Consider the following 23130-nt stretch of genomic DNA (forward strand, 5'->3'; position numbering starts at 1 on the left):
TAGTTGCAACACCAGTAATCAAGGCAGTCAGAAAGGGGTTGTCGCACTTCGCCCGAGATTCTCCAAGTTACCAATTAAGACTGATTTGAGGATTAATCAGACTTAATGGCCTCATTTACCGCAGACGTTTCCCTCTTCTGTTGTTTTTTGTCATATTTCTGATAGCTAAGTCCCCTGGCTCTATTAACCAAATGAGCATTTCACTACTTAATTTCCAAAAAATAAATGATATATACTATTCATATAACAGTTTTCATAGGTATTTTGATGTAAATAGCAAGGATAATAATGACACCTCCTGATAGACCAGAAAACGAAGCTGAACGCTTAGCCACACTTTATAAATTACAAATACTCGACACCGAAAAAGAGGAACGTTTCGATAGAGTAACTCGTATTGCTTGCAAACTATTTGGAGTCCCTATTTCTGTTATTTCGTTTCTCGAAGCTGAGCGCCAATGGATGAAATCGACACAAGGATTCGACATCAAAGAGGCTGCTCGAAAAACCTCTTTTTGCGGTCATGTTATTCTTTCAGATGAAATTATGATTGTCGAAGACGCAACCAAGGATAAACGATTTTTTGATAATCCTTTTGTATTAGGAAAGCCAAATTTCAGGTTTTATTTAGGGTGTCCTTTAAAAGTCAATGGATATAATGTGGGTGTTATTTGCTTAATTGATGACAAACCTAAATCTAAAGATGAAATTGATTCAAACATCGTTTATGATCTTGCGCAAATGGTGGAAATGGATCTGAAGCAATTACAAATTTCTATAACTGATGAATTAACAGGTATATCTAACCGAAGAGGATTTTTAAAATTAGCTGGCTATTTGTTTCAAAAATGCCAACTTGAAAATCAAGTTTTTACCTTATTATTTTTTGATTTAGATAAATTTAAGCATATCAATGATCAATTCGGGCATTCTGAAGGCGACAAAGTATTAAAAATTTTCGCGAACGCTCTTGTTCACAACTTTCGTTATTATGATGTAATCGCTCGTTTAGGCGGTGATGAGTTTTGTATATTTTGTACTGGACTAAACCAAAAGAATCTACCCGATATTATTCAACGTTTGAAAGATTCATTGAAATCTGCTGACACAAAAGACTATGCAATAGAATTCAGTGTGGGTAGCGTCCAATATAATCAAAAAGAGCACCAAACACTCGAAGATATGCTATGTCTTGCTGATTCTCAAATGTATGTCACTAAAGAAAGTAAGTAACCTGACGTTATTGCCTGCTATTGGCCTAGTGTGGCAATTTAAATCTTAAATGCTGCGTAGCTATTGCTAGAATAATGCACCTGATTCAATTAGCAACCGGCTTTGTGAGTGTTTTGTACCATCGCGACCAAAAGCTGAGCCCGCAGTAATATTATTGGCTTGCACAAGGGAGACCTCACCCCGTGTGAAAAAGATTCCTCGCTGGTAAGTGGGTGTTAGCGTTAGTGACCTGGCATTACTGCCAGAACCCTAGGCTATATTGATTCCACCTGTTGTATCAATGTATTCTACGCGGCCTGTGATGCTCCAATTAGTATTAAAAACAAATTTTGTCGCTAAGGCCACACTATAAGTCCACGCGGAATACAACAATTCGACACCTGGATCTCTAGGCACATGAGTAAATTGCAATGCAGGGCTTATTGTTAAACTGCCGGCTGTATAAGAATAAATCAAATTGTAAATCTGACTGTTATTCTGTGCTAACGGGATTACAAGACTGGATTCGCTGTCATGTTTTATATTACCGGAAGCTACTACGCTTAAGTTATTTTTTGAATTAATAGTATAAGTCATCAATCCAGAGAGCCAATTAAGCCGTCCAGAATAAAAACCATCACTTAAAAGAAGCGACCCACTGAAAGGCCCTTGATTATAGTTTATTTGCAGTCCACGATTGAGATCGTTAGTCTGATTCCATAGTAGTCCTCGCTCAATATTAAAATTTTGGAAGGTGAAGTTGTAAACCTCCCTTTTTTAGTGCCATCCTAAATTAGAGTTTCCCGACTCATTTTTTATCAATTTGTAATCAAATGGTGAGATATATCCCAGTGATTCATGCAGTCTTTCTTGGTCATATTCCTTCATCCACTTCCAGGTTATTTCCCGTACTTCATTAAGATTTCTGAACAGGTAGAAATCCAGTATTTCATTGCGATAAGTTCGGTTAAACCGTTCAATAAACGAATTTTGAGTGGGTTTCCCGGGTTGAATAAACTCAAGAATAACACCGTATTTTTCAGCCCAGTCAGCCAACACCAGAGAAATAAACTCAGGTCCGTTATCAAGCCGCAGTTTTGCCGGATATCCCCGATTGGCAGCAATACCGTCAAGCACCCTGGTAACCCGCTGGCATGTTTAGAAAAAGCCCCGTACAGAGAACAATCTATTCTAAATAAGATAATGCATTAAAAAATTGCGATTTTCTTTGAATCACAAATATCAAAGACAAAGATAACGTCTATTAACTATCAGACTAGCTTATTTGTTACTATTGGCTCACTAGACTCGCTTGCAAAAGTCATGGAACAAGGGATCAATCCATGAACGTCATTATGAGTTAATCTATATCTTCTATTCTCGTGGAAAAAATGAAGACAATTGAGATGGTTGATTTTTCAGATATAGAAAATTGGTTCGACACCACTAACCAAGTTTGCAATAGCAAAATAGTCGTATTCCGCTTTGGAAAAATGGGTAGATAATACCCATTCCACCGATAAATACTTATAAAATATAGCGAGTTAGATCGTCATCGTCGACTAATTTGCCCAAATGCTTCTCAACATAAGCAGCATCAATATGCACTGATTCACCCGCCTTGTCTGTGGCTTCAAATGAGATAACTTCTAACAAACGCTCCATTACTGTATACAATCGTCGAGCACCAATATTTTCCGTACGCTCATTCACTTTCCACGCCACTTCAGCAATACGACGGATACCCGTTTGATCGAAGGTCAATTCTAAACCTTCTGTAGCCATTAACGCTGCATATTGCTCCGTCAAAGAAGCACTAGGCTCTGTTAAAATACGAACAAAATCTTCGACACTTAATGCTGAGAGTTCAACTCGAATGGGCAGTCGCCCTTGCAACTCAGCAATCAAATCGGAAGGCTTAGCTACATGAAATGCGCCGGAAGCGATAAATAAAATATGATCCGACTTAATCATGCCGTATTTTGTGGATACCGTTGTGCCCTCGACTAAAGGTAGCAGATCACGCTGAACCCCTTCACGTGATACATCACCACCACCCTGTTCAGCTCGTTTGGCAACTTTGTCTAATTCATCAATGAAGACAATGCCATTTTGCTCAACGTTTTCAATAGCCCTCGTTTTAATATCCTCTTCATTGACTAATTTTGCGGCCTCTTCTTCACGCAAAATCTTCATGGCTTTCGCAATAGTCAATTTACGTGTCTTAGTTCTACCGCTGCCCATTTGTTGAAACATCGATTGCAGCTGGCTTGTCATTTCCTCCATCCCTGGAGGCGCCATAATTTCTACACCCACCTGAGCCGCTGATAATTCAATTTCAATCTCATTATTATCAAGAGCGCCTTCGCGTAATTGCTTGCGGAAAACCTGGCGAGTAGAGGAATCTTTCTCGCTTGGGGTTAACCCCATTCTTGTTGGTGGTAATAACACATCCAGAATTCGCTCTTCTGCTGCATCATCTGCTAAATGCTCTACCTTCTTCATATCTGATTCACGCTCTTGCTTAACCGCAATATCAATCAAGTCACGCAAAATGGAATCAACATCTCGTCCTACATACCCAACCTCAGTAAACTTGGTTGCCTCAACTTTAAGGAAAGGGGCTTTTGCTAACTTTGCCAATCTTCGCGCAATTTCTGTTTTACCGACACCTGTTGGCCCTATCATTAAGATATTTTTGGGCATAATTTCATTACGTAAGACAGGATCTTTAATCTGCATACGTCGCCAACGGTTACGTAGCGCAATAGCAACAGCCCGCTTCGCTTCATCCTGGCCAATGATATGTTTATCGAGTTCTTGTACTATCTCACGAGGAGTCATCATTACTGTATTATTCACTGTCGCTATCCAATTCTTCAATAGTTAAATTGTGGTTTGTATAAATGCAAATGTCACCTGCAATGGCTAAACTTTTGCGAACGATTTCAATCGCCGATAATTTGGTATTTTCCAGTAATGCCCGCGCTGCCGATTGCGCAAATGGACCACCAGAACCGATGGCAATCAATCCCCCCTCTGGTTCAATAACATCCCCATTACCAGTAATAATTAAAGAAGCAGTTTTATCAGCTACGGCCAATAGAGCCTCCAAACGACGTAAAATTTTGTCAGTTCGCCAATCCTTAGCTAGTTCCACAGCCGCTCGGGTCAAGTGTCCTTGATGCATTTCCAGTTTTCGTTCGAAACGTTCAAAAAGCGTGAAAGCATCCGCTGTTCCCCCTGCAAAACCAGCAATAACTTTGTCTTTGTAGAGACGTCTAACCTTACGAGCATTGCCTTTCATCACCGTATTGCCCATGGTGACTTGCCCATCACCGCCTATTACTACTTTATTACCTCGTCTAACGGAGAGAATAGTCGTGCCACGATATTGATCCAAAATATATCCTCGTTGAAAGATAGAATTTGCCTTAGATGGGGATGAGAAAAAAAAAATCAATATAGAGTCAGCAATTTTTATTTAGACAGTGGGTCTTCGACACCTGAGTGACATTTTTCACAAAGACCTTTTAGCTCAATGGTATCTTGCCCAAGATAAAAATGATTATCGTGCGCTAATTGCTGTACCAAAACATGCATCCCGTTATTGTATACTTCTTGCACTTGATGGCAATTATTACACACCATTAGTACTTCAGAGGGTAAATGCTTTTCAGGTTCGTGACAAAGGGTATAGGATTGGATTGATTCAATTTTATGTACCACCCCTAAATCTACAAAATAATCAAGGACACGGTAAACCGATGGGGGAGTCGAATTTTGTTTTATTAATATTAGCTTCTCGAGTATTTCATAAGCTTTCAAAGGTCTTTTACTATCCCATAAAATAAATAATACACTCTTGCGCAACGAGGTGAGCTTAAGATCAATTGAAGCATAGTAACTTAAAAATGGGGTAGGATAGATCATAGGTTTCGCCGCGTAGATGCCCCGATAAAACTTGCTGACTTCTAATTTTACAACTTAGAAATAGCTGCATTACTCTTAACAAAGCTGTAGTGTTATAACTCTATTCCAAACTATTAATAAAAGATACCCCATGAAGCAAGGGTGAAATGCCTAAATGCTCTGCAATACTTTGTCCAATATCAGCAAAAGTATCCCGGCGTCCAACAAATTTACTGGGACAGTGAGGTCCAAAAACTAATACAGGGATATGCTCTCGCGTATGATCAGAACCTGGCATAGTGGGGTCACAACCATGGTCAGCTGCTATAACCACCCAATCATTGGGTTTAAGCAATTGTTTTAATTCAGGCAAACGCTCATCGAATTGCTCAAGCGCATGAGCATAACCCGCTATATCACGTCTATGGCCATATGAAGAATCAAAATCAACAAAATTGGTAAAAACCAAACTACCATCGGGGGCCTTTTTCATTGCAGCTAATGTCGCGTCAAACAATGCCATATTACCATCAGCTTTAATTGTTTGTGTTAAGCCTTGATGTGCAAAAATATCTGCTATTTTACCAATAGCAATGACTTCTCTACCTGCATTTTTTAACTCATCCAACAAAGTTGGGGCTGGAGGTGGGGTGGCATAATCACGACGATTCCCCGTTCGCGCAAATGAACCAGGAGTTCCGATAAAAGGTCTGGCAATAACACGGCCAATTTGATACTCATCGACTAACTCACGGGCTACTTCACAAATCTCGTATAGCCGCTGCAAACCAAAGCTTTGTTCATGGGCTGCAATTTGAAACACGCTATCCGCTGAAGTATAAACTATAGGCTTGCCTGTCTTTATATGCTCTTCCCCTAACTCATCAAGGATTGTAGTCCCAGAGGCATGCTTTTCCCCAAGCACCCCAGGCAAATTGGCCTTTTTGATGAATTTATCAATTAATTTACTTGGGAAGCAGGGTCGCTCGTTTGGAAAATATCCCCAGTCAAAACGTACTGGTACACCCGCTAATTCCCAATGACCACTTGGTGTATCTTTGCCTAAACTTTGCTCAACTGCATAGCCATAGTAGCCCTCAGGTTCTGCAAGCGTCGACAAATCCAAGAGCTGTATACCAGAACTGGCAACAGCAGCGTGGTATAAACCCACTTTTGCCAAATGGGGAATCGATAGAGGACCCTGGCGTAGTCCTAGCTTATCCGCACGATTTTCCCTGCAAGCAATGTGAATATGCCCAAAGGTATTTGCTCCATCATCACCATAGCGGTGGGCATCAAGACTTGCCCCAATACCTAAAGAATCCATTAATAAAATACAAACGCGTCCTGGCATTCTTTATTCCTCTATTTGTCGGCAATGGGTTTCTTTTAGTCCTAACAAAGCAAATAAGGCTAAAATTAATCCTAAAGGTAAAATCATGGCAGCAAACTGATAATCCCCCAGAGAATATACAGGTATCTCATTGACCATTTGCATTTCACCATGCCCCATTAACAAAATGCTAAATAGATTCTGATAAATGATATAACCACCCTGAGTTAGAATTGAAACCACGCTGACTGCGGTAGCCGTCATTAGTGGTGAGCTACTTTCAGCAACTAAAGCATAGCTGATAACCTGAGATGCAGTAAAAAAACCTAGCATAAAAAACAGAATTTTCATGATTGGCAATGAAACAGGGGCATACAAAACTGCCAAAATTGTTGCTAAAGAAGCAATACCACCTATTTTCATTGGCAACACACGCAAGCCTAATTTATCAGAGCACCAACCTAATAGAGGTCCTCCGATGACAGCGCCTAGAAACAACATGGTGTTTACGACTGCGGCATCCTCTTTAGTAATTCCCATTCGTTGTACTAAGTAGAGAGATCCCATCATTGCACCAAACACTGCAATTGCCATATTCATAAGACTGGTGTAAAGCGCCGCTTTTAAGGTTTGAGGATTTAGATAAGCTTTTTTAGCAGCAGTAATGACTGAGATTTTCTGACTAATCTTCTGATGGAATTCTTTTGTCTTTTCAATAATCCCAAAAGACATAAAAATTAGCATCGCTGTCCCAAGCCAGCCCACCTGCATTAAGGCATCGCGCCAACCGATCTGCGCAACTAATTTAGTCAGGGGATACTGCGCCAACATACCACCTGTCATAGCCATTGTAACAATAGCGCCGGTTACCAATGCCATCCGCTTTGGTGGAAACCAACGAGAAGCAATGCGAATTGGTCCTAAAAAGCAAAAGGCACTGCCAATACCCGTTACAAAACGACAAAATAAAGCAAGATAAAAAGATTGCGCATGAGCAAGAATAAAGGTGCTCATCACACATAGAAACATTGCAAACATAATGGTTTTTTTGGTAGAAAAACGGTCGAGAACAAAACCTGCCACAAAAAGAAAAATAACATTCGACAAATAATAAATACTTGATAAATATGCCATTTTGTCTGCTTGCACGTGAAAATCACGCATAATATTGTCGGCAATTGAAGCAAACATATTGCCTTGAATAAACTCATAAAAGAAGAATAAGGACGCACTAAAACAAACCAACCATGGCAAAAATAAAGAAGCCAGCTTTTCATCTTTATATTCTTTTACCATCTGCATAAAAACTCCTAAATCCTAACGTTTGCAGTAAGTTTCGCGGGTTAGCAATACAGCAAATAATGCTACTACTGCCGTAAGAGGAAACATCCACATGGCATATTGAAAATCAGCAACTGCGTACTCATGGGCAGAAACACCCGCATGATGCTGCATTAATAAACCAAATAACACTTGACCAACACCTGCCCCTCCCATAATTAGCACGGAAGCAATACCTGTCGCTGCCCCAGTATTTTCCAAGGAGTTGCTTTCAGCAATAAGAGGATAACTAATAACTTGTGTACTTGTGAAAAAGCCTAGAGCAAAAAATAAAATGCTCAACGAAGTCTGAGATAGGCTGATATTCATAAACAAAGGGATCACTGTTAGCAATGTTGCTATCGCTCCAATTATCATTAAAGGTTTACGGCGTCCCTGATTATCAGAAAGCCACCCCACCAAAGGACAGCCAACGATACTACCAATAAAAATAAGACTAACAACATTACTTGCTGCAATTTCTGGTAAATGGTGCACCACCTGCAGATAGCTTGCCCCCCACAATGCACAAAGCACCATGATAGGTAAATTAAGAAAACAGGTATAAAGACCGGCTAACCAATTTTGTGTATTACCAAGTGCTTGTAAAAAACTAAGGATAACAGGCGGTTGTGCTGCTTTTTCTCTTCCGCCAGAGGTAGTTGGTCGGTCTTGAACTGTTAAGTAAATCCATAGTAATAAAAGACCCCCTACAGCACCATCAATTACTAAAGAACGTCGCCAGCCATAATATTCATTAAGATGAGCAAAAGGCGTATGTGCCATCATACCACCTAGAAAAGCCATAGTAACAAGAGAGCCTATCACTAAAGCCTGACGACGTGGAGGAAACCAGTGTGAAACCAAAACAACACAGGACAAGAAGCAAAACGCATTGCCAATACCTGAAAGAAAATGAAAAAAACACGCCAGAACAAACGAATTGGTGATTGCAAAACCTACAGTACCAACAACGCAAATCATCATCGCTGTGATAATAACTTTTCGCGTAGAGAAACGGTCAAGAATAATTCCGGCAGGCAAAAGAAAAAGAATATCAGCCCACAAATAAGTGCTAGACATCCAACTCAATTGTGCAGCATCTAAATGAAAATCAACGCGTAATGGCTGATTAATTACATCAAAGATATTTAGCTGAAAGAATTCATAAAAGAAAAATAATCCGGCTGACAAGCAGACTATCCATGCCATCATATTATTACGAGGAAAAACCACCCTGGAATCCACAGCAACAGAATCAGACAATGTTACTCCTTAAACAGCCGCAAAAATTGCGGCGAATTATACCAAAAATCGGACCGAATTGGTACCTTTATTGCCCAATTATTACTATATTCATGATTTCGCTTGCCCCTGCTTAAAATGCAAGCGACAAGTCGTTGCATAGGCCTCATTACCACCAATGAGAAGTTGCTCTCCCTCCGAAATCGCTTGACCATGCTCATTAATACGTAAATTCATGGTTGCTTTACGGCCACAATGACAAATGGCTTTAATTTCTACCAGCTCATCCGCCCAAGCAAGCAAATACTGGCTACCTTCAAACAGTTCGCCCCTGAAATCTGTGCGTAAGCCATAAGCTAAAACTGGAATTTTGAGCCTATCGGTGATGTCAGTCAGTTGATAAATTTGATTACGAGTCAAAAATTGTGCTTCGTCAATCAAAATGCAAGCAAATACCTGTCCGTCTTCTCGTCGTTGGCTGACTTGCAGGTATAAATTATCTTCTGGGTGAAAAGTAAGGGCTTGCTCTGATAAGCCGATGCGAGAATGAATTAAACCTTGCTCATAACGGGTGTCTACTGCAGGAGTATAGAGCAAAGTCTGCATTCCACGTTCACGGTAATTATAACTAGCTTGCAACAATAACGTACTTTTCCCTGCATTCATCGCAGCAAAATAGAAATAGAGTTTTGCCATAGTGCTTAAGATTTTAAAAAAGAGTACTTTACTATGTATCTTTAGCAATAACCATTGCCTATAAGAGAATTAATTACCTAGTTTCATTGAAGGTTTTGCAAATTCCAAGAGCAAAGCCTACTATTTATGTCCCAAGGAAATTTTAATTGAAGGATAACACCATGATTCCAGTTAAAGGTTATGCCGCAGCAGCTGCTAAAGAACCCTTAAAACCTTATTCGTTTGAACGTAGGGAAGTTGGTGATGATGATGTCTTAATTGATATCCATTACTGTGGTATTTGCCATTCAGACATCCATCAAGTACGTGATGAGTGGGGAGGCGCTCTTTTTCCAATGGTTCCTGGTCATGAAATTGTTGGCATAGTGAATCGCATCGGTAAAAATGTTAGCGCATTTAAAGAAGGTGACCATGTGGGCGTAGGTTGCGTTGTTGATTCATGTCGACAATGTAATAACTGCCAAGAAGGCTTAGAGCAGTATTGCGCAGAGACCCCGACATGGACATACAATAGCATGGAACGCGATGGCAGTCATTTAACTCAGGGTGGGTATTCGACGCAGCTGGTAGTCAACAAAGATTATGTTTTACATCTCCCTAAAAATTTACCTCTTGATGCTGCTGCACCACTTTTATGTGCAGGGATTACTCTTTATTCTCCTCTCAGGCATTGGCAAGCTGGCCCGGGTAAAAGAGTAGCCATTGTAGGCTTAGGAGGCCTGGGACATGTTGGAGTAAAAATTGCCCATGCTATGGGAGCAAACGTAACCGTCCTTAGTCATTCGAATAAAAAGCAAGAAGATAGCAAACGCTTAGGCGCAGATCATTTTTATGCGACGTCTAATCCAGCGACCTTTAACCAGTTAACAAATAGTTTCGATTTAATTATCTGTACAGTCTCTGCGGGCATTGACTGGAACGATTATTTAAAATTACTGAGACGAGATGGTGCTCTGGTAGTAGTAGGTATTCCTGAAGAAAATGTGCCTGTTGGTGCTTTTTCGCTGGTAGGTGGTCGTCGCAGTCTTGCAGGCTCGTTGATCGGAGGGATCAAAGAAACGCAAGAGATGCTTGATTTCTGTGGTAAGCATAATATCACTGCCGACGTTGAGTTAATACCCATACAAAAAGTCAATGAAGCTTATGAGCGTGTATTAAAAAGTGATGTGCGTTACCGCTTTGTAATTGATATCGCCTCTTTAGCCTAAATATGATGGCAGAATCGTTAAAGTCTGTAATCTGAAGATTCTGCCAAATACATTCAAAGGAATAGGAAGTTCAATCCATCTTGTACTATTTTTAAAATAGTTATGGATATTTGAGCTACCATCATGGAACAGTTGAGAAAATTTAATAAACACTATTTCTTAATTTCTTGGATTATTTCTTGGGCATTCGTTTTTTTGCCATCAACCAATTTCGCAAAAGAAACATCCTCTAGCCCCCAATCCAAGAAAACCGTTATCGAAGTATCCGATAAACAATTTCAACTTGATGGGAAAGGTAAAACTGCCAAAGCATTTGATGTTCTATTCATTCACCCAGACGGTTCTACTAGTAGAGAGGGCTATTTCGGTGTAAAAGGTCAACTATTTAATGTCATGCTTGTAAATAAAACAGCTGAGCCTATAACACTCCATTGGCACGGTCTTATCGTTCCCAATGATCAAGATGGTGTTCCGGGAGTTACGCAAACACCTATACAACCTGGTGAAAGCCGTCCCTATCAATATAAATTAGTTCAGTCAGGCACTTATTGGATGCATTCCCACGAAGGTTTTCAAGAACAGCAACAATTATCCGCGCCTTTTATTATTTATGAACCTGGTAACCCTCATCATGAGCAAGAAATTATTATGTTTTTACAGGATTTTACCTATCAGGATCCGAACAAAATTTTTCAGAAATTACGCTCAACCAACATGACCATGCAAAAAAATAGCATGAATATGCAGAACTCAACCAATATGAAGATGAGCATGCCTACTGGCATGACCATGGGAGATAATGCTGACTATAATGACATTGATTATGATGCTTTCCTTACGAATAAGGCCACCTTGGCAAACCCACAAATCAAAACAGTCACAGCAGGTCAACAAGTAAGAATTCGCATTATCAATGCAGCCGCCTCTACCAACTTTGAAATTAATTTAGGCACTCTTCAAGGCACTTTAGTGGCCGTTGATGGTGAAGATATTAAACCCATTAAGGGGAATCAATTTCCTATCGGTATTGGTAATCGCCTAGATATTCTAGTGACTATTCCACAAAAAGGAGGTGCATTTCCTATTTTGGCTCAAGCGGAGGGAACTAATAAGCAAACGGGGCTTATTATCGCCACCTCTAAAGCCTCAATTACTCAACTAAGCACCACAGCAACGCAAAAAACAGGTCGCATCCCTTATTATGAATTGGAAAAACAACTCAATGCAGTAAAGCCCTTAGCAACAAAAAAAATAGATATTAGTTTGAATTATATCCTGCAAGGGACTATGAATGGTTATCAATGGACGCTCAATGGGGAGGCCTGGCCTAAAGTCATCCCTAAAGTAATTGACAAAGGGCAACGTGTTGAAATGGTCTTTACCAATAAGAATAACATGTCCCATCCTATGCACTTTCATGGACATGTTTTTCAAGTAACCGAAATTGACGGTGTCAAACTTAAAAATGGTGCTTTACGTGATACCGTGCTTGTGCAACCTAATAGTACCGTTAAAATCGAATTTGATGCAGATAATCCTGGCATCTGGCTGAACCACTGCCATAATCTCTATCATTTTGCCGCCGGAATGGGTACAACCGTGGAATTCGCAGGCTATCCTAAACCTGCATTTTATTTGGAAACTATTGGTCAAGCTAAACCCAAAACTAAGAAATCACCCTAATAATCATCATTGAGCTTTTGTTTTTTGACGCACGAAACCCATGGATATTTTTTTATTTTCTTTGATTTCTCCCACGATGGGTAATATTACCCATCAAACAAATTAAACTCATTAAGGTAAAGTGCTGAACACTTCTTATCTTAATGGAACAAGTAAAATGACACAGACTCAAATAGTCACGCAGAATAACGACAATGGCTCTCTCATTCATCTACCATTAGAGCTAATTTCTCTTATTCTCACTTATCTTGATGCTGAAAGTACTGCTATTTTCATGCAGACCCTGCTTATAGCAAAAGTCCGCGCTATAAGCCGTAATAATCCAAAACTAACAATTAGTGAGGCTGTCTGGGATTGTTATCACCACAATCGCGCCTTATATGAGATATTAAAGCCTCAAGCAGTAAGGATTGCGGCAGGTGGTCATTCAAGCTTTTATACTTCTTTACAAAATAATTGGTATGCTTGGGGCGATAATCGTCATGAAAAGTTATCTTTTGCTGAAGATGAAAAACTGCATACGCCCCGCCTTATACCTCCTCCGCAAAAAAAAACTAAGGGATGGCATACCCTGGCTATGTGGAAAAAACCCAATGAAAATCTACAAGTGGTACAAATAGTCAGTGGGCAGTCTCATACTTTATATTTAACTGCCGACAGCAAAGTCTATATCAGCGGCAACATTTTTAGCGATAGCATAAAGAAAATCCCTAATCCTGGCACTACAAAACTTCTCAAGCAACTCGCTCATGAAAAAATCTCAATGATGGCCACAGGTAGCAATCATGCTTTATTCCTAACTGAAAATGGTCATGTTTATAGTTGGGGAGAAAATCAGTATGGTCAATTAGGTCTTGGACATTTTCAGAAACAATACACGCCTCAGTTAATACAAGCACTAACTGATCAAAAAATTGTTGCTATCTTTGCAGGAGACTCTGCCTCTTTCTGCATTACAAAAGCTGGGCTAGTTTATAGTTTTGGGTGGAGTGCATTTGGTCAACTAGGATTACCTCCTAATTGCTCGCAATCTTACCCCTCGCTCGTGGTTGCACTACGAGAAACAAAAATTACTGCAATCGCTAGCGGATTTAATCATACATTGTTCCTGTCTGAAAGCGGTGAAGTTTATGGTAGCGGAGAATATACCAACGGCAAATTGGGCACTAATTTTTATGTCACAAAACCAACACTGATTAAACATTTATCAGATAAAAAAGTCATTATGGTTGCGGCGGGACATGAACATTCGCTTTGCCTGACTAACGAGGGGAAAGTTTATGGATTTGGTTCTAATGCCAACGGACAATTAGGGCTTGATAAAATTTACACTAACAGTAAAGAACGATCAGAACCAACTCCTGTGCTCATAACCAGACTTCAAAATGAATTTGTGACCGCAATTGCTGCAGGACATCTTCATACCTTATGTCAAACAAAGAAAGGGAGTGTGTATAGTTTTGGCGATAATGATAAAGGGCAACTAGGACATAATTTAGTTGATAAAAATAATACTCCACAAAAGATTTCAATTCCCTTTCAAATGAACCATATCAGTAGAAAAAACGACGTACTAACAATGAATTGATTGGTTTTCATGGCTGCACCATTGCAAAAGCAAGATAGGGTATTAGAAATGTATTGAAAAAAAAGTTAAAACTACAGTATATCATAGATCACAAGAGTTTAAGCCATGAAAGGGTTTAATCCACAGATGGATGCTAGGAGAGCAATATGTTTCGTGAAGTAATTAATACTTTATCTGTGTGGGGAATATTTTTGATTAATCTAGTCCTGCTCCTTAGTTTTTCATTTTTCGCGAGTTATATAGCGTCTCTCTTAATACCTAAAAAAGCGGTGGATCAAGAGTATTCACGTAGTACAGACAGTATTCTTAATGTTATGGGAAGCGGCTATGGAGTTTTTCTAGGCTTTGTAATCATTACTCTCTGGAATCATTACCTATCCATCCAAAAAATTGTCTATCAAGAAGCAGATTCGCTTAGTGTGATTATTAGAAATATTGCTGTTTTTCCTGAGAAAGACAGACTCCCTCTACAAAATACCTTACAACACTATGTAAAAATGGTAAGAACTGATGAATGGCAGACTATGCGTCAAGGTAAAGAAAGTGAGCCAGCATGGGAAGCACTACAAAATATGACAACAGCCTTTCAAAACTATACTCCGACTACACCAAAACAAGCGCTATATTACAGGCAAGCAATCGGCACCCTTGGCACCTTATTAGCGAATCGTCGTGATCGATTAATTGCATTACACAGCATCCTTAGTAATGAATTACGCACTGCATTAATCCTAGGAGCGGTAGTTATCATTTTTTTATCAAGTCTTTTAAAAGCAAGAGCAGGTGGGACAATGCGTATTTTGGCTAATATTTGTTTGGCTATTGTCGTTAGCTTTAATTTAACCTTAGCGCTGAGTTTTGACTACCCTTTTTCAGGTAGCATCTCGGTTAGCAATGCTCCATTCTATGAAGGAGTATTGTCAAAGTTCTAATTTCTAATTTCAGTACCTAGTAATATAAAACTAAAACTCGATGTTACTTCATGATGGATTTATTGAAATGTTTTTTATACAACATATAATTAATTTTTAATAATATAGGCTAGAAATGTAGGTGGGACTATCAGCAATGAAGTTACACAAATTTTTGTTACGGATTAACAGAAAAACACCATGACCTTATCTTTTAGAGCATGGGAATCCAGATGGGAATTATATATTGCCTTATTATCATTGATTGCAATTGGCATATACATCGTTATGACTGTTTGTAGTCTTCCAAAGCCCAATATACCTCTTATATTTGCTATTATAATAGGTGGCATCCCAGTATTTTTGCAGATAATACTTAAGCTAAGCAAAGGTAATTTAGGAGCTGATTCAATAGCAGCAATCGCATTAATAGCCAGTGTTATTTTACAGGAATATCTAGCTGCAAATCTTATTATTCTCATGCTTGCTAGTGGTCAAACTTTAGAGTATTACGCCAAGCGTAAAGCTTCTTCTGTTTTATTGGCGCTTGCCAACCGCATGCCCTCAGCTGCCCACCGGAAAATAAATCATCATCTTGAAGATGTTATATTATCAGATCTCAAGATTAATGATGAAATCGTTATACACCCACATGAGCCTTGCCCTGTCGATGGTATTGTAATTGAAGGGCATGGCTCTATGGATGAGTCCTATCTAACAGGTGAGCCCTATCAAATCTCCAAAGCACCTGGTTCATATGTTTTGTCCGGGGCTATTAATGGAGAAACCTTATTAGTTATTAAAGCAACGAAACCTCCATCAGATTCCCGCTATGCCGCCATTGTAAAGGTATTAGAGGAAGCAGAACAGAAACGCCCGTCTATCAGAAGATTAGGAGATCAAATCGGGGCAATTTTTGCTCCGATTTCCGTGATTTTTGCATTTATTAGCTGGTATTTCACAGGAGATCCAGTACGTTTTTTATCCGTTTTAGTTATTGCGACACCGTGTCCTTTATTACTAGCGATTCCAATTACAATAATTAGTTCTATATCAAGGGCCGCAAAACAAGCGATTATTATAAAAGATCCTGCGATTCTCGAGCAATTATCTATCTGTAAAACGGCCATTTTTGATAAGACAGGTACTCTGACTTATGGCAAGCCAACTTTGACAGAAATTTTTATGGTAAAAAGTAATTTTACGAAAAGAAAACTACTGCAATATGTTGCCAGCCTTGAACGCTACTCAAAACATCCATTGTCAAGTGCAATCTTAAAAGCAGCACAGGAGCAAAATTTAAAACTCATTCAATCATCGAATGTATCGGAAAAACCAGGTGAAGGATTACGTGGAATAATTAATAACCATACAATTCAAATTACCAGCCGAAAAAAGCTGTTAGAAACTATGCCACAATACGCAACATTACTACCCGCCATAACACTTGGATTAGAATGTATCGTCCTTCTGGATAATCAATATATTGCTTCATTCAATTTTCATGACTCTTTGCGCATAGAAAGTAAATCATTTATTGGCCATCTAACCCCATCTCATCAATTCGAAAAAATTATGTTGGTTTCAGGAGATAGAAGCTCCGAAGTTAATTACTTAGCTAATATTCTGAAGATAAAAGATATTTATGCATCTCAAACCCCTGAACAAAAACTTGCAATTGTTCGCCGGGAGACAACGAAAGCCCCTACAGTTTTTATGGGTGATGGCATCAACGATGCTCCAGCATTAGCAGCAGCAACAGTTGGAATTGCATTTGGACAATTCAGCAATATAACAGCCGAAGCAGCTGGTGCTGTTATTATGGAAAACACGTTAAATAAAGTTGATGAATTAATCCATCTTAGTATAAATACGCGCAACATTGCCTTACAAAGTGCTATTGGAGGTATGATATTCAGTATTATTGGAATGGGATTTGCTGCAGCTGGATTTATTAATCCAGTTACCGGTGCCATACTTCAAGAAGTCATCGACATTCTTGCCATTGCTAATGCATTAAGATTAACGCTAGGAACTAGAATTAAAATTGATTTACCGAGTTCGCCATAATTACATTACCATTAAGTGTGTGAACTCAATTATTTTTATTGTTTAAACATTAGCTACTACTATCTAATCATAAGGAAAAAATGAAGCTTACTTTTTTAGGTGCTACAGGCACAGTTACTGGCTCAAAATACCTCTTAGAAGTAGAAAATAAAAAAATCCTTGTCGATTGCGGCTTATTTCAAGGATTCAAAGAACTTAGGCTGAGAAATTGGGAGCCCCTACCTATAAAACCCTCTTCTATTGATGCAGTTGTTATCACTCATGCACATATTGATCATACTGGGTACTTACCTTTATTAGTAAAAAATGGATTCAAAGGACCTATCTATAGCTCAAAAGCAACAAAGGAATTATGTGCTATCTTGTTACCTGACAGTGGATATTTGCAAGAGGAGGATGCTAAACGAGCCAATAAATATGGCTATACTAAACATCACCCTGCATTACCGTTATATACGCAAGATGATGCAGTTGAAGCAATAAAACAATTTAAGATAGTCGAATATGGGATACCTTACATATTAGCTAAAAGCTGTCAATTTAGCTGGCATCAAGGGGGCCACATTCCTGGCGCCTCGTTAATTCATATCAATTATAATGGATTAAAAATATTATTTAGCGGTGATCTAGGACGTGCCCATGACCCTATCATGAAATCCCCCACTATTATGACAGATACAAATTACTTAATTCTGGAATCTACCTATGGGAATCGATTACACGATAAAACAAACCCAGAGGAGGAAATAGCCCGGATTGTGAATGATACCGTAAGGCATGGCGGAACGATTCTTATTCCTGCCTTTGCAGTGGGACGCGCACAAAATATTCTTTATTACTTATATCACTTAAAACAAAGCAACCGCATCCCTGATTTGCCGATTTATCTCGATAGTCCTATGGCTATTGATGCCACAGAGATCCTTAATAACAATAAAAATGAACATCATCTTACCTCTGCCCAATGCTATAACGTATGTCATGCTGCAACCTACATTAATACACCTGAAGAATCAAAAGCGATTAGTAATAGCCTCATGCCTAAAGTAATTATTTCTGCTAGTGGCATGATGACAGGTGGACGAATATTACATCACTTAAAAATCATTGCCCCCAATCCAAGAAATACAATATTAATCACCGGATTCCAAGCTTCAGGGACACGAGGAGAACAATTATTACATCATGCTCAAACTATCAAAATTCATGGTCAATTATATCCAGTCAGAGCTAAAGTGTGCGTATTAGATAATATTTCCGCACATGCAGATTATGAGGAAATTTTATTATGGCTAAAAAATTTTAATTCCCCACCCAGACAAGTTTTTTTAACGCACGGTGAACCCGCTGCCTCTACAGCACTAAAAGAACATATCGAATCTGAACTTTCCTGGAGTTGTATTATACCAACGTACTTAGATACAGTGCTATTAATCTAGTAGAGATGCAATATCATTTCCTATTCGAAATGATAATTTCTCAATTGCATTTTTAATTGGCATTGACAGTTCGAATTGAAATAAGATGTCACCTATCTCTATACCATAAAAAACTATCTCTTGGGGTAAGGAATTCAGGACATTTCCTATCTTCATGACATAGCCTACTCCTAGTTCATGGGTGGATTGTACAGGGCTAATTACTTCAATTTCTTCATTTTTTAGATAATGTAAAGCACCTACCTCCCCATTTATTTTGACTGCATCAATTAAAAAAATGGTTTTTACATCACGCATAAGTTCAAGTAAATGTAGGCCAGGTCTATCACAGCAAAGTAACTGTAACCTTTTATTACTATACTGTTGCAGGGGATCTTGTTGTCGCAATAATTTAATGACTTCCCATCCTAGACTGTCATCCCCAAATGGGGAACCGATACCTAACACTCGAAGCTCTATCACTCACGCCTCACTCGCAAAGTTAGAAAATGAGTTGAACAAGAAATACAGGGATCGTAATTCCTTATAATCATTTCAGAGAAAGCCCTCAATTCATTATCAGGCTTAGCTAGACCAAATTGTTGCAAGGAAACTCTCAAATCCTCCTCGATACGAGCCTGATTTTGACTAGTTGGCGGAACAATCTGCGCTGATTTAATTAAGTTTTCCTCATTTATCTCATAGCTATGCCACAAAAGACCTCTTGGTGCTTCTGTACAACTATACCCCTTTCCCGAGGAAACTTTAATTTCAACATGAGGTGACTCTGGGTATGTATACTGTTCTAGAATGCGTTCTGCCTCCAAAACACAATAGTACACCTCTACTGCACGAGCAAGAATACTATAATACATATTGTTACTAGGGAAATTAATGCCAGTTTCTTTTAAAATTTTTTTTATTGGGGAGGGTAAACTTTCATAATTGATATTAAGACGCGCTAAAGGACCAACTAAATAAGGTTTTCCTTCCAACAAACAGTGCAGTGCATTGGAATATGGGACTTGAAACTCCTTAAAATGGATATCAAATTCCTCAACAGCAATATTTAATCCTTTATTAGAAACAATTCGACCTTCGTTCATTGGGTACTCATTGGGATGATACAGTGAAACGCAAGTAAAATCATGAGAATTATCCCTAAGTGGTAATGAGTTAACCCATTGAATCAATTCTTCACAATCTTTACGTCTCGCCCTTACTCGTCCTAATAAGGACTGGACCATAGCCTTATCTGGAGCCTTATAAAAACCACCAATGCAAGCACCAACCGGATTAACAGAGCGTCCTCCGAACAATTCGATAAGCTCAATCCCTAATGCTTGCAAACGTAAACCACGGCGTACTTCCTCAGGGTAAACTTTTGCCATCTCTGGTGCTGATTTAAACCCCAAAAAATCAGGAGCTGCTAAAAAATGAATATGAATACTGTGACTTTCAAGCCACTCACCACAATAGAACAAACGACGCATTTCACGAACCCAAGGACTTATCCGCACCTGAAAACAATCCTCAATCGCGTGAGCAGCACTCATTTGATAAGCGACAGGACAAATACCACAAATGCGCGCAACAATATCCAATACTTCGTCATAGTCACGCCCCTCCAGAAATTTTTCAAACAGCCGCGGAGGCTCATAAATTTTTAATTGCAAGGCTTGTATTTTTTTATCAGTAATTTGTATTTCAAGAGCCCCCTCTCCTTCTACACGAGCAAGAATAGGTATCTCTATTGATTTGCTTTTACTCCTTGACAATTTTAATCCCTTTAAAAAAATTACCTGCGTTGTGAAATACAGGTGTTTGATTATTAATATGTAAAAATTGACGAGCGATTTTATCAGAATCCCTTCCATTTTTTTTAAACCAAGATCCCAGGGCAATAGAATTCGAATTTTCAGAAGGACCATAACAAGCATAACAAGCACGATTTAAACCAGGACAAAGTGCCCCGCATCCCGTTTGAGTTACAGGCCCCATGCAAGGCTCTTGCTTGGCAACCAACACACAAATATGACCTTTTCTTTTACATTCCAGGCACACTGAATCTCGTTTAATTTTAGGAGCAGCATCAAATAACAAAGAGCGAATAACATCCAACACTTGATGAGTATTTACCGGACATCCCCATAACTCCCAATCCACCCTGACATGATTAGCTATTGCCGTTGAGGTATCTAATGCGCGGATGGTTTCTGGGGAAGCATAAATACTTGCTAGCCATTCTTTATAATTTACAGCATTCCGTAAAGCCTGGATGCCACCTGCTGTCGCACAAGCACCAATGGTAATAAGGTATTTTGAATTGTCACGAATTTGTTGAATACGCGTGATTTCATCAGGTGTTGAAATACTACCTTCAACAAAGGCAATGTCAATTTTTGTTTTAAGGTCAAGGAGACCTGCCTCAGAAAAATGCACTAATTCAACCTGTTCTGACAAAACTAGCAAAGCTTCTCCTGCATTTAGAAAGGCCAATTGACAACCATCGCAAGATGTAAATTTATGGATAGCAAGGCGAGGCTTTTTCATCCTTAAAACCCTATTTCTGAAAATAAAGCTTTTATTTTTGGATAAGCAAAAACAGGACCGTCTTTACAAACAAATAAACCACCATACTGACAATGTCCACAATGACCTAGCCCACACTCCATGTTACGCTCCACACTAAGATAAATCGCTTTCTCAGAAATACCCTGCTTTAGCAATGCCAAGATAGCCGCAAACATCATTCCTTGAGGACCACACATCATCACTATTGTATTATTAGGTTGTAAGTGCAGTAAGTTAATCATGTCGGTCACATAGCCAACCTTCCAAGGCCAGGTAGGGCCAGCTTGGTCGGCAGCAACATAAATCTCAGTAGAGGGCAATTCTTGCCATTTTTCGTATTGCTTACGAAAAATTAGATCATCACTATGTTTGACCCCCTGAAGAATTTTTAATGCACCATATTCTTTACGTCTTTTTGAAATGTAATTAATGACGCCAATTGTTGGGGCACAGCCTAAGCCCCCAGTGACAATGACCACGTCTTTTCCACGCGCCTCTCTAAGTGGCCAACCTTGACCATAAGGACCGCGAATACCGATTAAATCTCCCTCTTTTAAGGTTTGTAAAGCGCGAGTTACTCGTCCTACCGCCCGGATTGTATGACTTAAATGAGAGTTTTCGTCAGGATCTGAACTGATTGATATCGCTACTTCCCCTACACCATACATGTAGAGCATGTTAAATTGCCCCGGATAAAATGCAAAATGCTGGTGTAAAGAATTAACAAAACAGGTCTCTAAAGTAAAAATGGTGGGTGATTCTTGTCGGCGTGCTTTAATTTTTGCAAGTTGTGGTAAATAGGCATCACTAATTGAGCTAATCATTATCCGTTTCCCGCGTATTTGATTCTCCAGAAATCACAGCCAATTCTTCCGTAATATCAATTCCAACAGGACACCACGTCACGCAACGACCACATCCTACACAACCACTTGTATCAAACTGATCAAACCAACTGCCTACCTTATGAGTGAGCCATTGTCGATAGCGTTGACTCGTTGTTTCCCGTATAGGTTTACCTGCCAGATAACTATGCCCTGCAGTAAAACAGGAATCCCATTCGCGTTGATGCTCACTGCTTTGTCCATCAAAACTTGGCATATCCTTTTCACTATGACAAAAACAGGTAGGGCAAACAGAGGTACAATTCCCACAAGATAAGCAACGCTCAGCGACATCATCCCAACGAGGATGCCCCAAATTAGCAAATAATAAATCGCGTAAACTTCGCTGATTATCCATAGGAATACGTTTTGTTTGCATCGCTGCTGCTCGTTTGATCTCTTGGCTGGCTTGGCTCAATTGATATCTATTCGCTTTTTTTATATTTAAACTAATTAGAACTTCTTGACCCTGTCGGCTACCACTCCTAACAACAAAACCCGTATCCAATTCTGTCATAAGAATATCGAAATGATTTTTAACCTCAGGTCCTGTTCTTGCTGAAACACAAAAGCAATTCCCGGATGAATAACTGCAATTGATTGCAATAATAAATAACGATTCTCGACGAATACGATAACGAATATCCACATGGCCATTAGATAAAAACACTTTATCTTGAATTGCCATAGCAGCCAAATCGCAAGAACGCGCGCCTATAATAGCGGTAGGTTGAACTTCCGCTTCATGAGCCTTAAATTCTAATTGTCCTTTACTATTGCGAGCAACACGCCAAACTGTTTCGTTAGGCTTAAACAAGAGAGGTTTTATTGCTTGAGGCCCATTGGCCCAAGCAAATGCTCTTTTACTATCACACGCTTCTAGACGATATTTGCCAGGTTCTTGATAATCACGAATACCCCAAGGCAATTGCTTATCTTCAGTGAGAACATCATAAACAATAGCACCATCACGAACTTGTGGACCAATACAGGAAAAACCAAACTGATGTAAGGCTTGAATTAGCCCCTGCAATTGGCTCTTGGGTAAAAAATAATTCTTCTCACTCACTATCACT

19 protein-coding genes and 2 pseudogenes are annotated in these 23130 nt (G+C 39.2%); 7 read left to right on the forward strand and 14 right to left on the reverse strand.

Features of this window, described 5'->3' with window-relative positions:
* Positions 1-288: 288 nt before the first annotated feature.
* On the forward strand, positions 289-1233 hold the full coding sequence (locus tag Lbru_RS02385) for a sensor domain-containing diguanylate cyclase (protein ID WP_058440585.1): 945 nt from the start codon (positions 289-291) through the stop codon (positions 1231-1233).
* 66 nt (positions 1234-1299) lie between these two features.
* On the opposite strand, the pseudogene Lbru_RS02390 reads toward Lbru_RS02385, so the two are convergent.
* From Lbru_RS02390 to Lbru_RS02430, 9 genes and pseudogenes are all read right to left on the reverse strand, one after another.
* A pseudogene (locus Lbru_RS02390) lies at positions 1300-1959 on the reverse strand (outer membrane beta-barrel protein); the annotation flags it as partial.
* Between the two features lie 30 nt (positions 1960-1989).
* A pseudogene (locus Lbru_RS02395) lies at positions 1990-2364 on the reverse strand (transposase); the annotation flags it as partial.
* 375 nt (positions 2365-2739) lie between these two features.
* Positions 2740-4056, reverse strand: coding sequence for an ATP-dependent protease ATPase subunit HslU (gene hslU / locus Lbru_RS02400; RefSeq protein ID WP_058440855.1), 1317 nt, complete (start codon positions 4054-4056; stop codon positions 2740-2742).
* Positions 4057-4066: 10 nt separating this feature from the next.
* A complete protein-coding gene (hslV, locus tag Lbru_RS02405) occupies positions 4067-4615 on the reverse strand; it encodes an ATP-dependent protease subunit HslV (protein ID WP_058440587.1) in 549 nt (182 codons plus the stop codon).
* Between the two features lie 77 nt (positions 4616-4692).
* Positions 4693-5145, reverse strand: a complete 453-nt coding sequence (locus Lbru_RS02410) for a Fur family transcriptional regulator (protein ID WP_058440588.1) — start codon at positions 5143-5145, stop codon at positions 4693-4695.
* Positions 5146-5245: 100 nt separating this feature from the next.
* Entirely contained in the window at positions 5246-6478 is a 1233-nt protein-coding gene (locus Lbru_RS02415; protein WP_058440589.1) for a phosphopentomutase, read from the reverse strand.
* A 3-nt stretch (positions 6479-6481) separates the two neighbouring features.
* Complete coding sequence (locus Lbru_RS02420; protein ID WP_058440590.1) at positions 6482-7759, reverse strand: MFS transporter; 1278 nt, start codon at positions 7757-7759, stop codon at positions 6482-6484.
* 15 nt (positions 7760-7774) lie between these two features.
* Positions 7775-9043, reverse strand: coding sequence for an MFS transporter (locus tag Lbru_RS02425; protein ID WP_058440591.1), 1269 nt, complete (start codon positions 9041-9043; stop codon positions 7775-7777).
* A 90-nt stretch (positions 9044-9133) separates the two neighbouring features.
* On the reverse strand, positions 9134-9718 hold the full coding sequence (locus tag Lbru_RS02430; protein ID WP_058440592.1) for a thymidine kinase: 585 nt from the start codon (positions 9716-9718) through the stop codon (positions 9134-9136).
* A gap of 161 nt (positions 9719-9879) precedes the next feature.
* Here Lbru_RS02430 and Lbru_RS02435 point away from each other — a divergent pair, with 161 nt between their 5' ends.
* From Lbru_RS02435 to Lbru_RS02460, 6 genes are all read left to right on the forward strand, one after another.
* A complete protein-coding gene (locus Lbru_RS02435) occupies positions 9880-10926 on the forward strand; it encodes an NAD(P)-dependent alcohol dehydrogenase (RefSeq protein WP_058440593.1) in 1047 nt (348 codons plus the stop codon).
* Positions 10927-11049: 123 nt separating this feature from the next.
* Positions 11050-12609 (forward strand): multicopper oxidase family protein, encoded by a 1560-nt coding sequence (locus tag Lbru_RS02440; protein ID WP_058440594.1) that lies wholly within the window; start codon positions 11050-11052, stop codon positions 12607-12609.
* Positions 12610-12766: 157 nt separating this feature from the next.
* Positions 12767-14197, forward strand: coding sequence for an RCC1 domain-containing protein (locus tag Lbru_RS02445; protein ID WP_058440595.1), 1431 nt, complete (start codon positions 12767-12769; stop codon positions 14195-14197).
* Positions 14198-14343: 146 nt separating this feature from the next.
* Positions 14344-15129: a bestrophin-like domain gene (locus Lbru_RS02450; protein ID WP_058440596.1), complete on the forward strand. Its 786-nt coding sequence runs from the start codon at positions 14344-14346 to the stop codon at positions 15127-15129.
* A gap of 180 nt (positions 15130-15309) precedes the next feature.
* Positions 15310-17178: a heavy metal translocating P-type ATPase gene (locus Lbru_RS02455; RefSeq protein WP_058440597.1), complete on the forward strand. Its 1869-nt coding sequence runs from the start codon at positions 15310-15312 to the stop codon at positions 17176-17178.
* An 80-nt stretch (positions 17179-17258) separates the two neighbouring features.
* Entirely contained in the window at positions 17259-18617 is a 1359-nt protein-coding gene (locus Lbru_RS02460; RefSeq protein ID WP_058440598.1) for an MBL fold metallo-hydrolase, read from the forward strand.
* On the opposite strand, the gene Lbru_RS02465 is transcribed toward Lbru_RS02460, so the two are convergent.
* Genes Lbru_RS02465 through Lbru_RS02485 form a run of 5 tightly spaced genes read right to left on the reverse strand, consistent with a single transcriptional unit; the run spans position 18609 to position 23129 of the window.
* Positions 18609-19079, reverse strand: a complete 471-nt coding sequence (locus Lbru_RS02465; RefSeq protein ID WP_058440599.1) for a hydrogenase maturation protease — start codon at positions 19077-19079, stop codon at positions 18609-18611. The genes Lbru_RS02460 and Lbru_RS02465 overlap by 9 nt on opposite strands.
* Positions 19076-20374, reverse strand: coding sequence for a Ni/Fe hydrogenase subunit alpha (locus Lbru_RS02470; RefSeq protein ID WP_058440600.1), 1299 nt, complete (start codon positions 20372-20374; stop codon positions 19076-19078). The genes Lbru_RS02465 and Lbru_RS02470 overlap by 4 nt, the downstream gene beginning before the upstream one ends.
* Complete coding sequence (locus Lbru_RS02475) at positions 20361-21149, reverse strand: NADH-quinone oxidoreductase subunit B family protein (protein WP_058440601.1); 789 nt, start codon at positions 21147-21149, stop codon at positions 20361-20363. Before Lbru_RS02475 ends, Lbru_RS02470 begins: the two co-directional genes overlap by 14 nt.
* A 2-nt stretch (positions 21150-21151) precedes the next feature.
* Entirely contained in the window at positions 21152-21994 is an 843-nt protein-coding gene (locus tag Lbru_RS02480; protein WP_058440602.1) for an FAD/NAD(P)-binding protein, read from the reverse strand.
* Positions 21987-23129, reverse strand: a complete 1143-nt coding sequence (locus Lbru_RS02485; RefSeq protein ID WP_058440603.1) for a 4Fe-4S dicluster domain-containing protein — start codon at positions 23127-23129, stop codon at positions 21987-21989. The genes Lbru_RS02480 and Lbru_RS02485 overlap by 8 nt, the downstream gene beginning before the upstream one ends.
* Position 23130: the final 1 nt, after the last annotated feature.

It is taken from the genome of Legionella brunensis (assembly GCF_001467025.1).
GTDB classification, from domain to species: Bacteria; Pseudomonadota; Gammaproteobacteria; order Legionellales; family Legionellaceae; genus Tatlockia; species Tatlockia brunensis.

Coding starts and splice junctions, on each gene's coding strand:
- Lbru_RS02415 (WP_058440589.1), bottom strand. CDS start 6,478: ATGCCAGGACGCGTTTGTATTTTATTAATGGATTCTTTAGGTATTGGG.
- Lbru_RS02455 (WP_058440597.1), top strand. CDS start 15,310: ATGACCTTATCTTTTAGAGCATGGGAATCCAGATGGGAATTATATATT.
- Lbru_RS02420 (WP_058440590.1), bottom strand. CDS start 7,759: ATGCAGATGGTAAAAGAATATAAAGATGAAAAGCTGGCTTCTTTATTT.
- Lbru_RS02440 (WP_058440594.1), top strand. CDS start 11,050: ATGGAACAGTTGAGAAAATTTAATAAACACTATTTCTTAATTTCTTGG.
- Lbru_RS02385 (WP_058440585.1), top strand. CDS start 289: ATGACACCTCCTGATAGACCAGAAAACGAAGCTGAACGCTTAGCCACA.
- Lbru_RS02460 (WP_058440598.1), top strand. CDS start 17,259: ATGAAGCTTACTTTTTTAGGTGCTACAGGCACAGTTACTGGCTCAAAA.
- Lbru_RS02450 (WP_058440596.1), top strand. CDS start 14,344: ATGTTTCGTGAAGTAATTAATACTTTATCTGTGTGGGGAATATTTTTG.
- Lbru_RS02430 (WP_058440592.1), bottom strand. CDS start 9,718: ATGGCAAAACTCTATTTCTATTTTGCTGCGATGAATGCAGGGAAAAGT.
- Lbru_RS02475 (WP_058440601.1), bottom strand. CDS start 21,149: ATGAAAAAGCCTCGCCTTGCTATCCATAAATTTACATCTTGCGATGGT.
- Lbru_RS02480 (WP_058440602.1), bottom strand. CDS start 21,994: ATGATTAGCTCAATTAGTGATGCCTATTTACCACAACTTGCAAAAATT.
- Lbru_RS02435 (WP_058440593.1), top strand. CDS start 9,880: ATGATTCCAGTTAAAGGTTATGCCGCAGCAGCTGCTAAAGAACCCTTA.
- hslU (WP_058440855.1), bottom strand. CDS start 4,056: ATGACTCCTCGTGAGATAGTACAAGAACTCGATAAACATATCATTGGC.
- Lbru_RS02445 (WP_058440595.1), top strand. CDS start 12,767: ATGACACAGACTCAAATAGTCACGCAGAATAACGACAATGGCTCTCTC.
- Lbru_RS02410 (WP_058440588.1), bottom strand. CDS start 5,145: ATGATCTATCCTACCCCATTTTTAAGTTACTATGCTTCAATTGATCTT.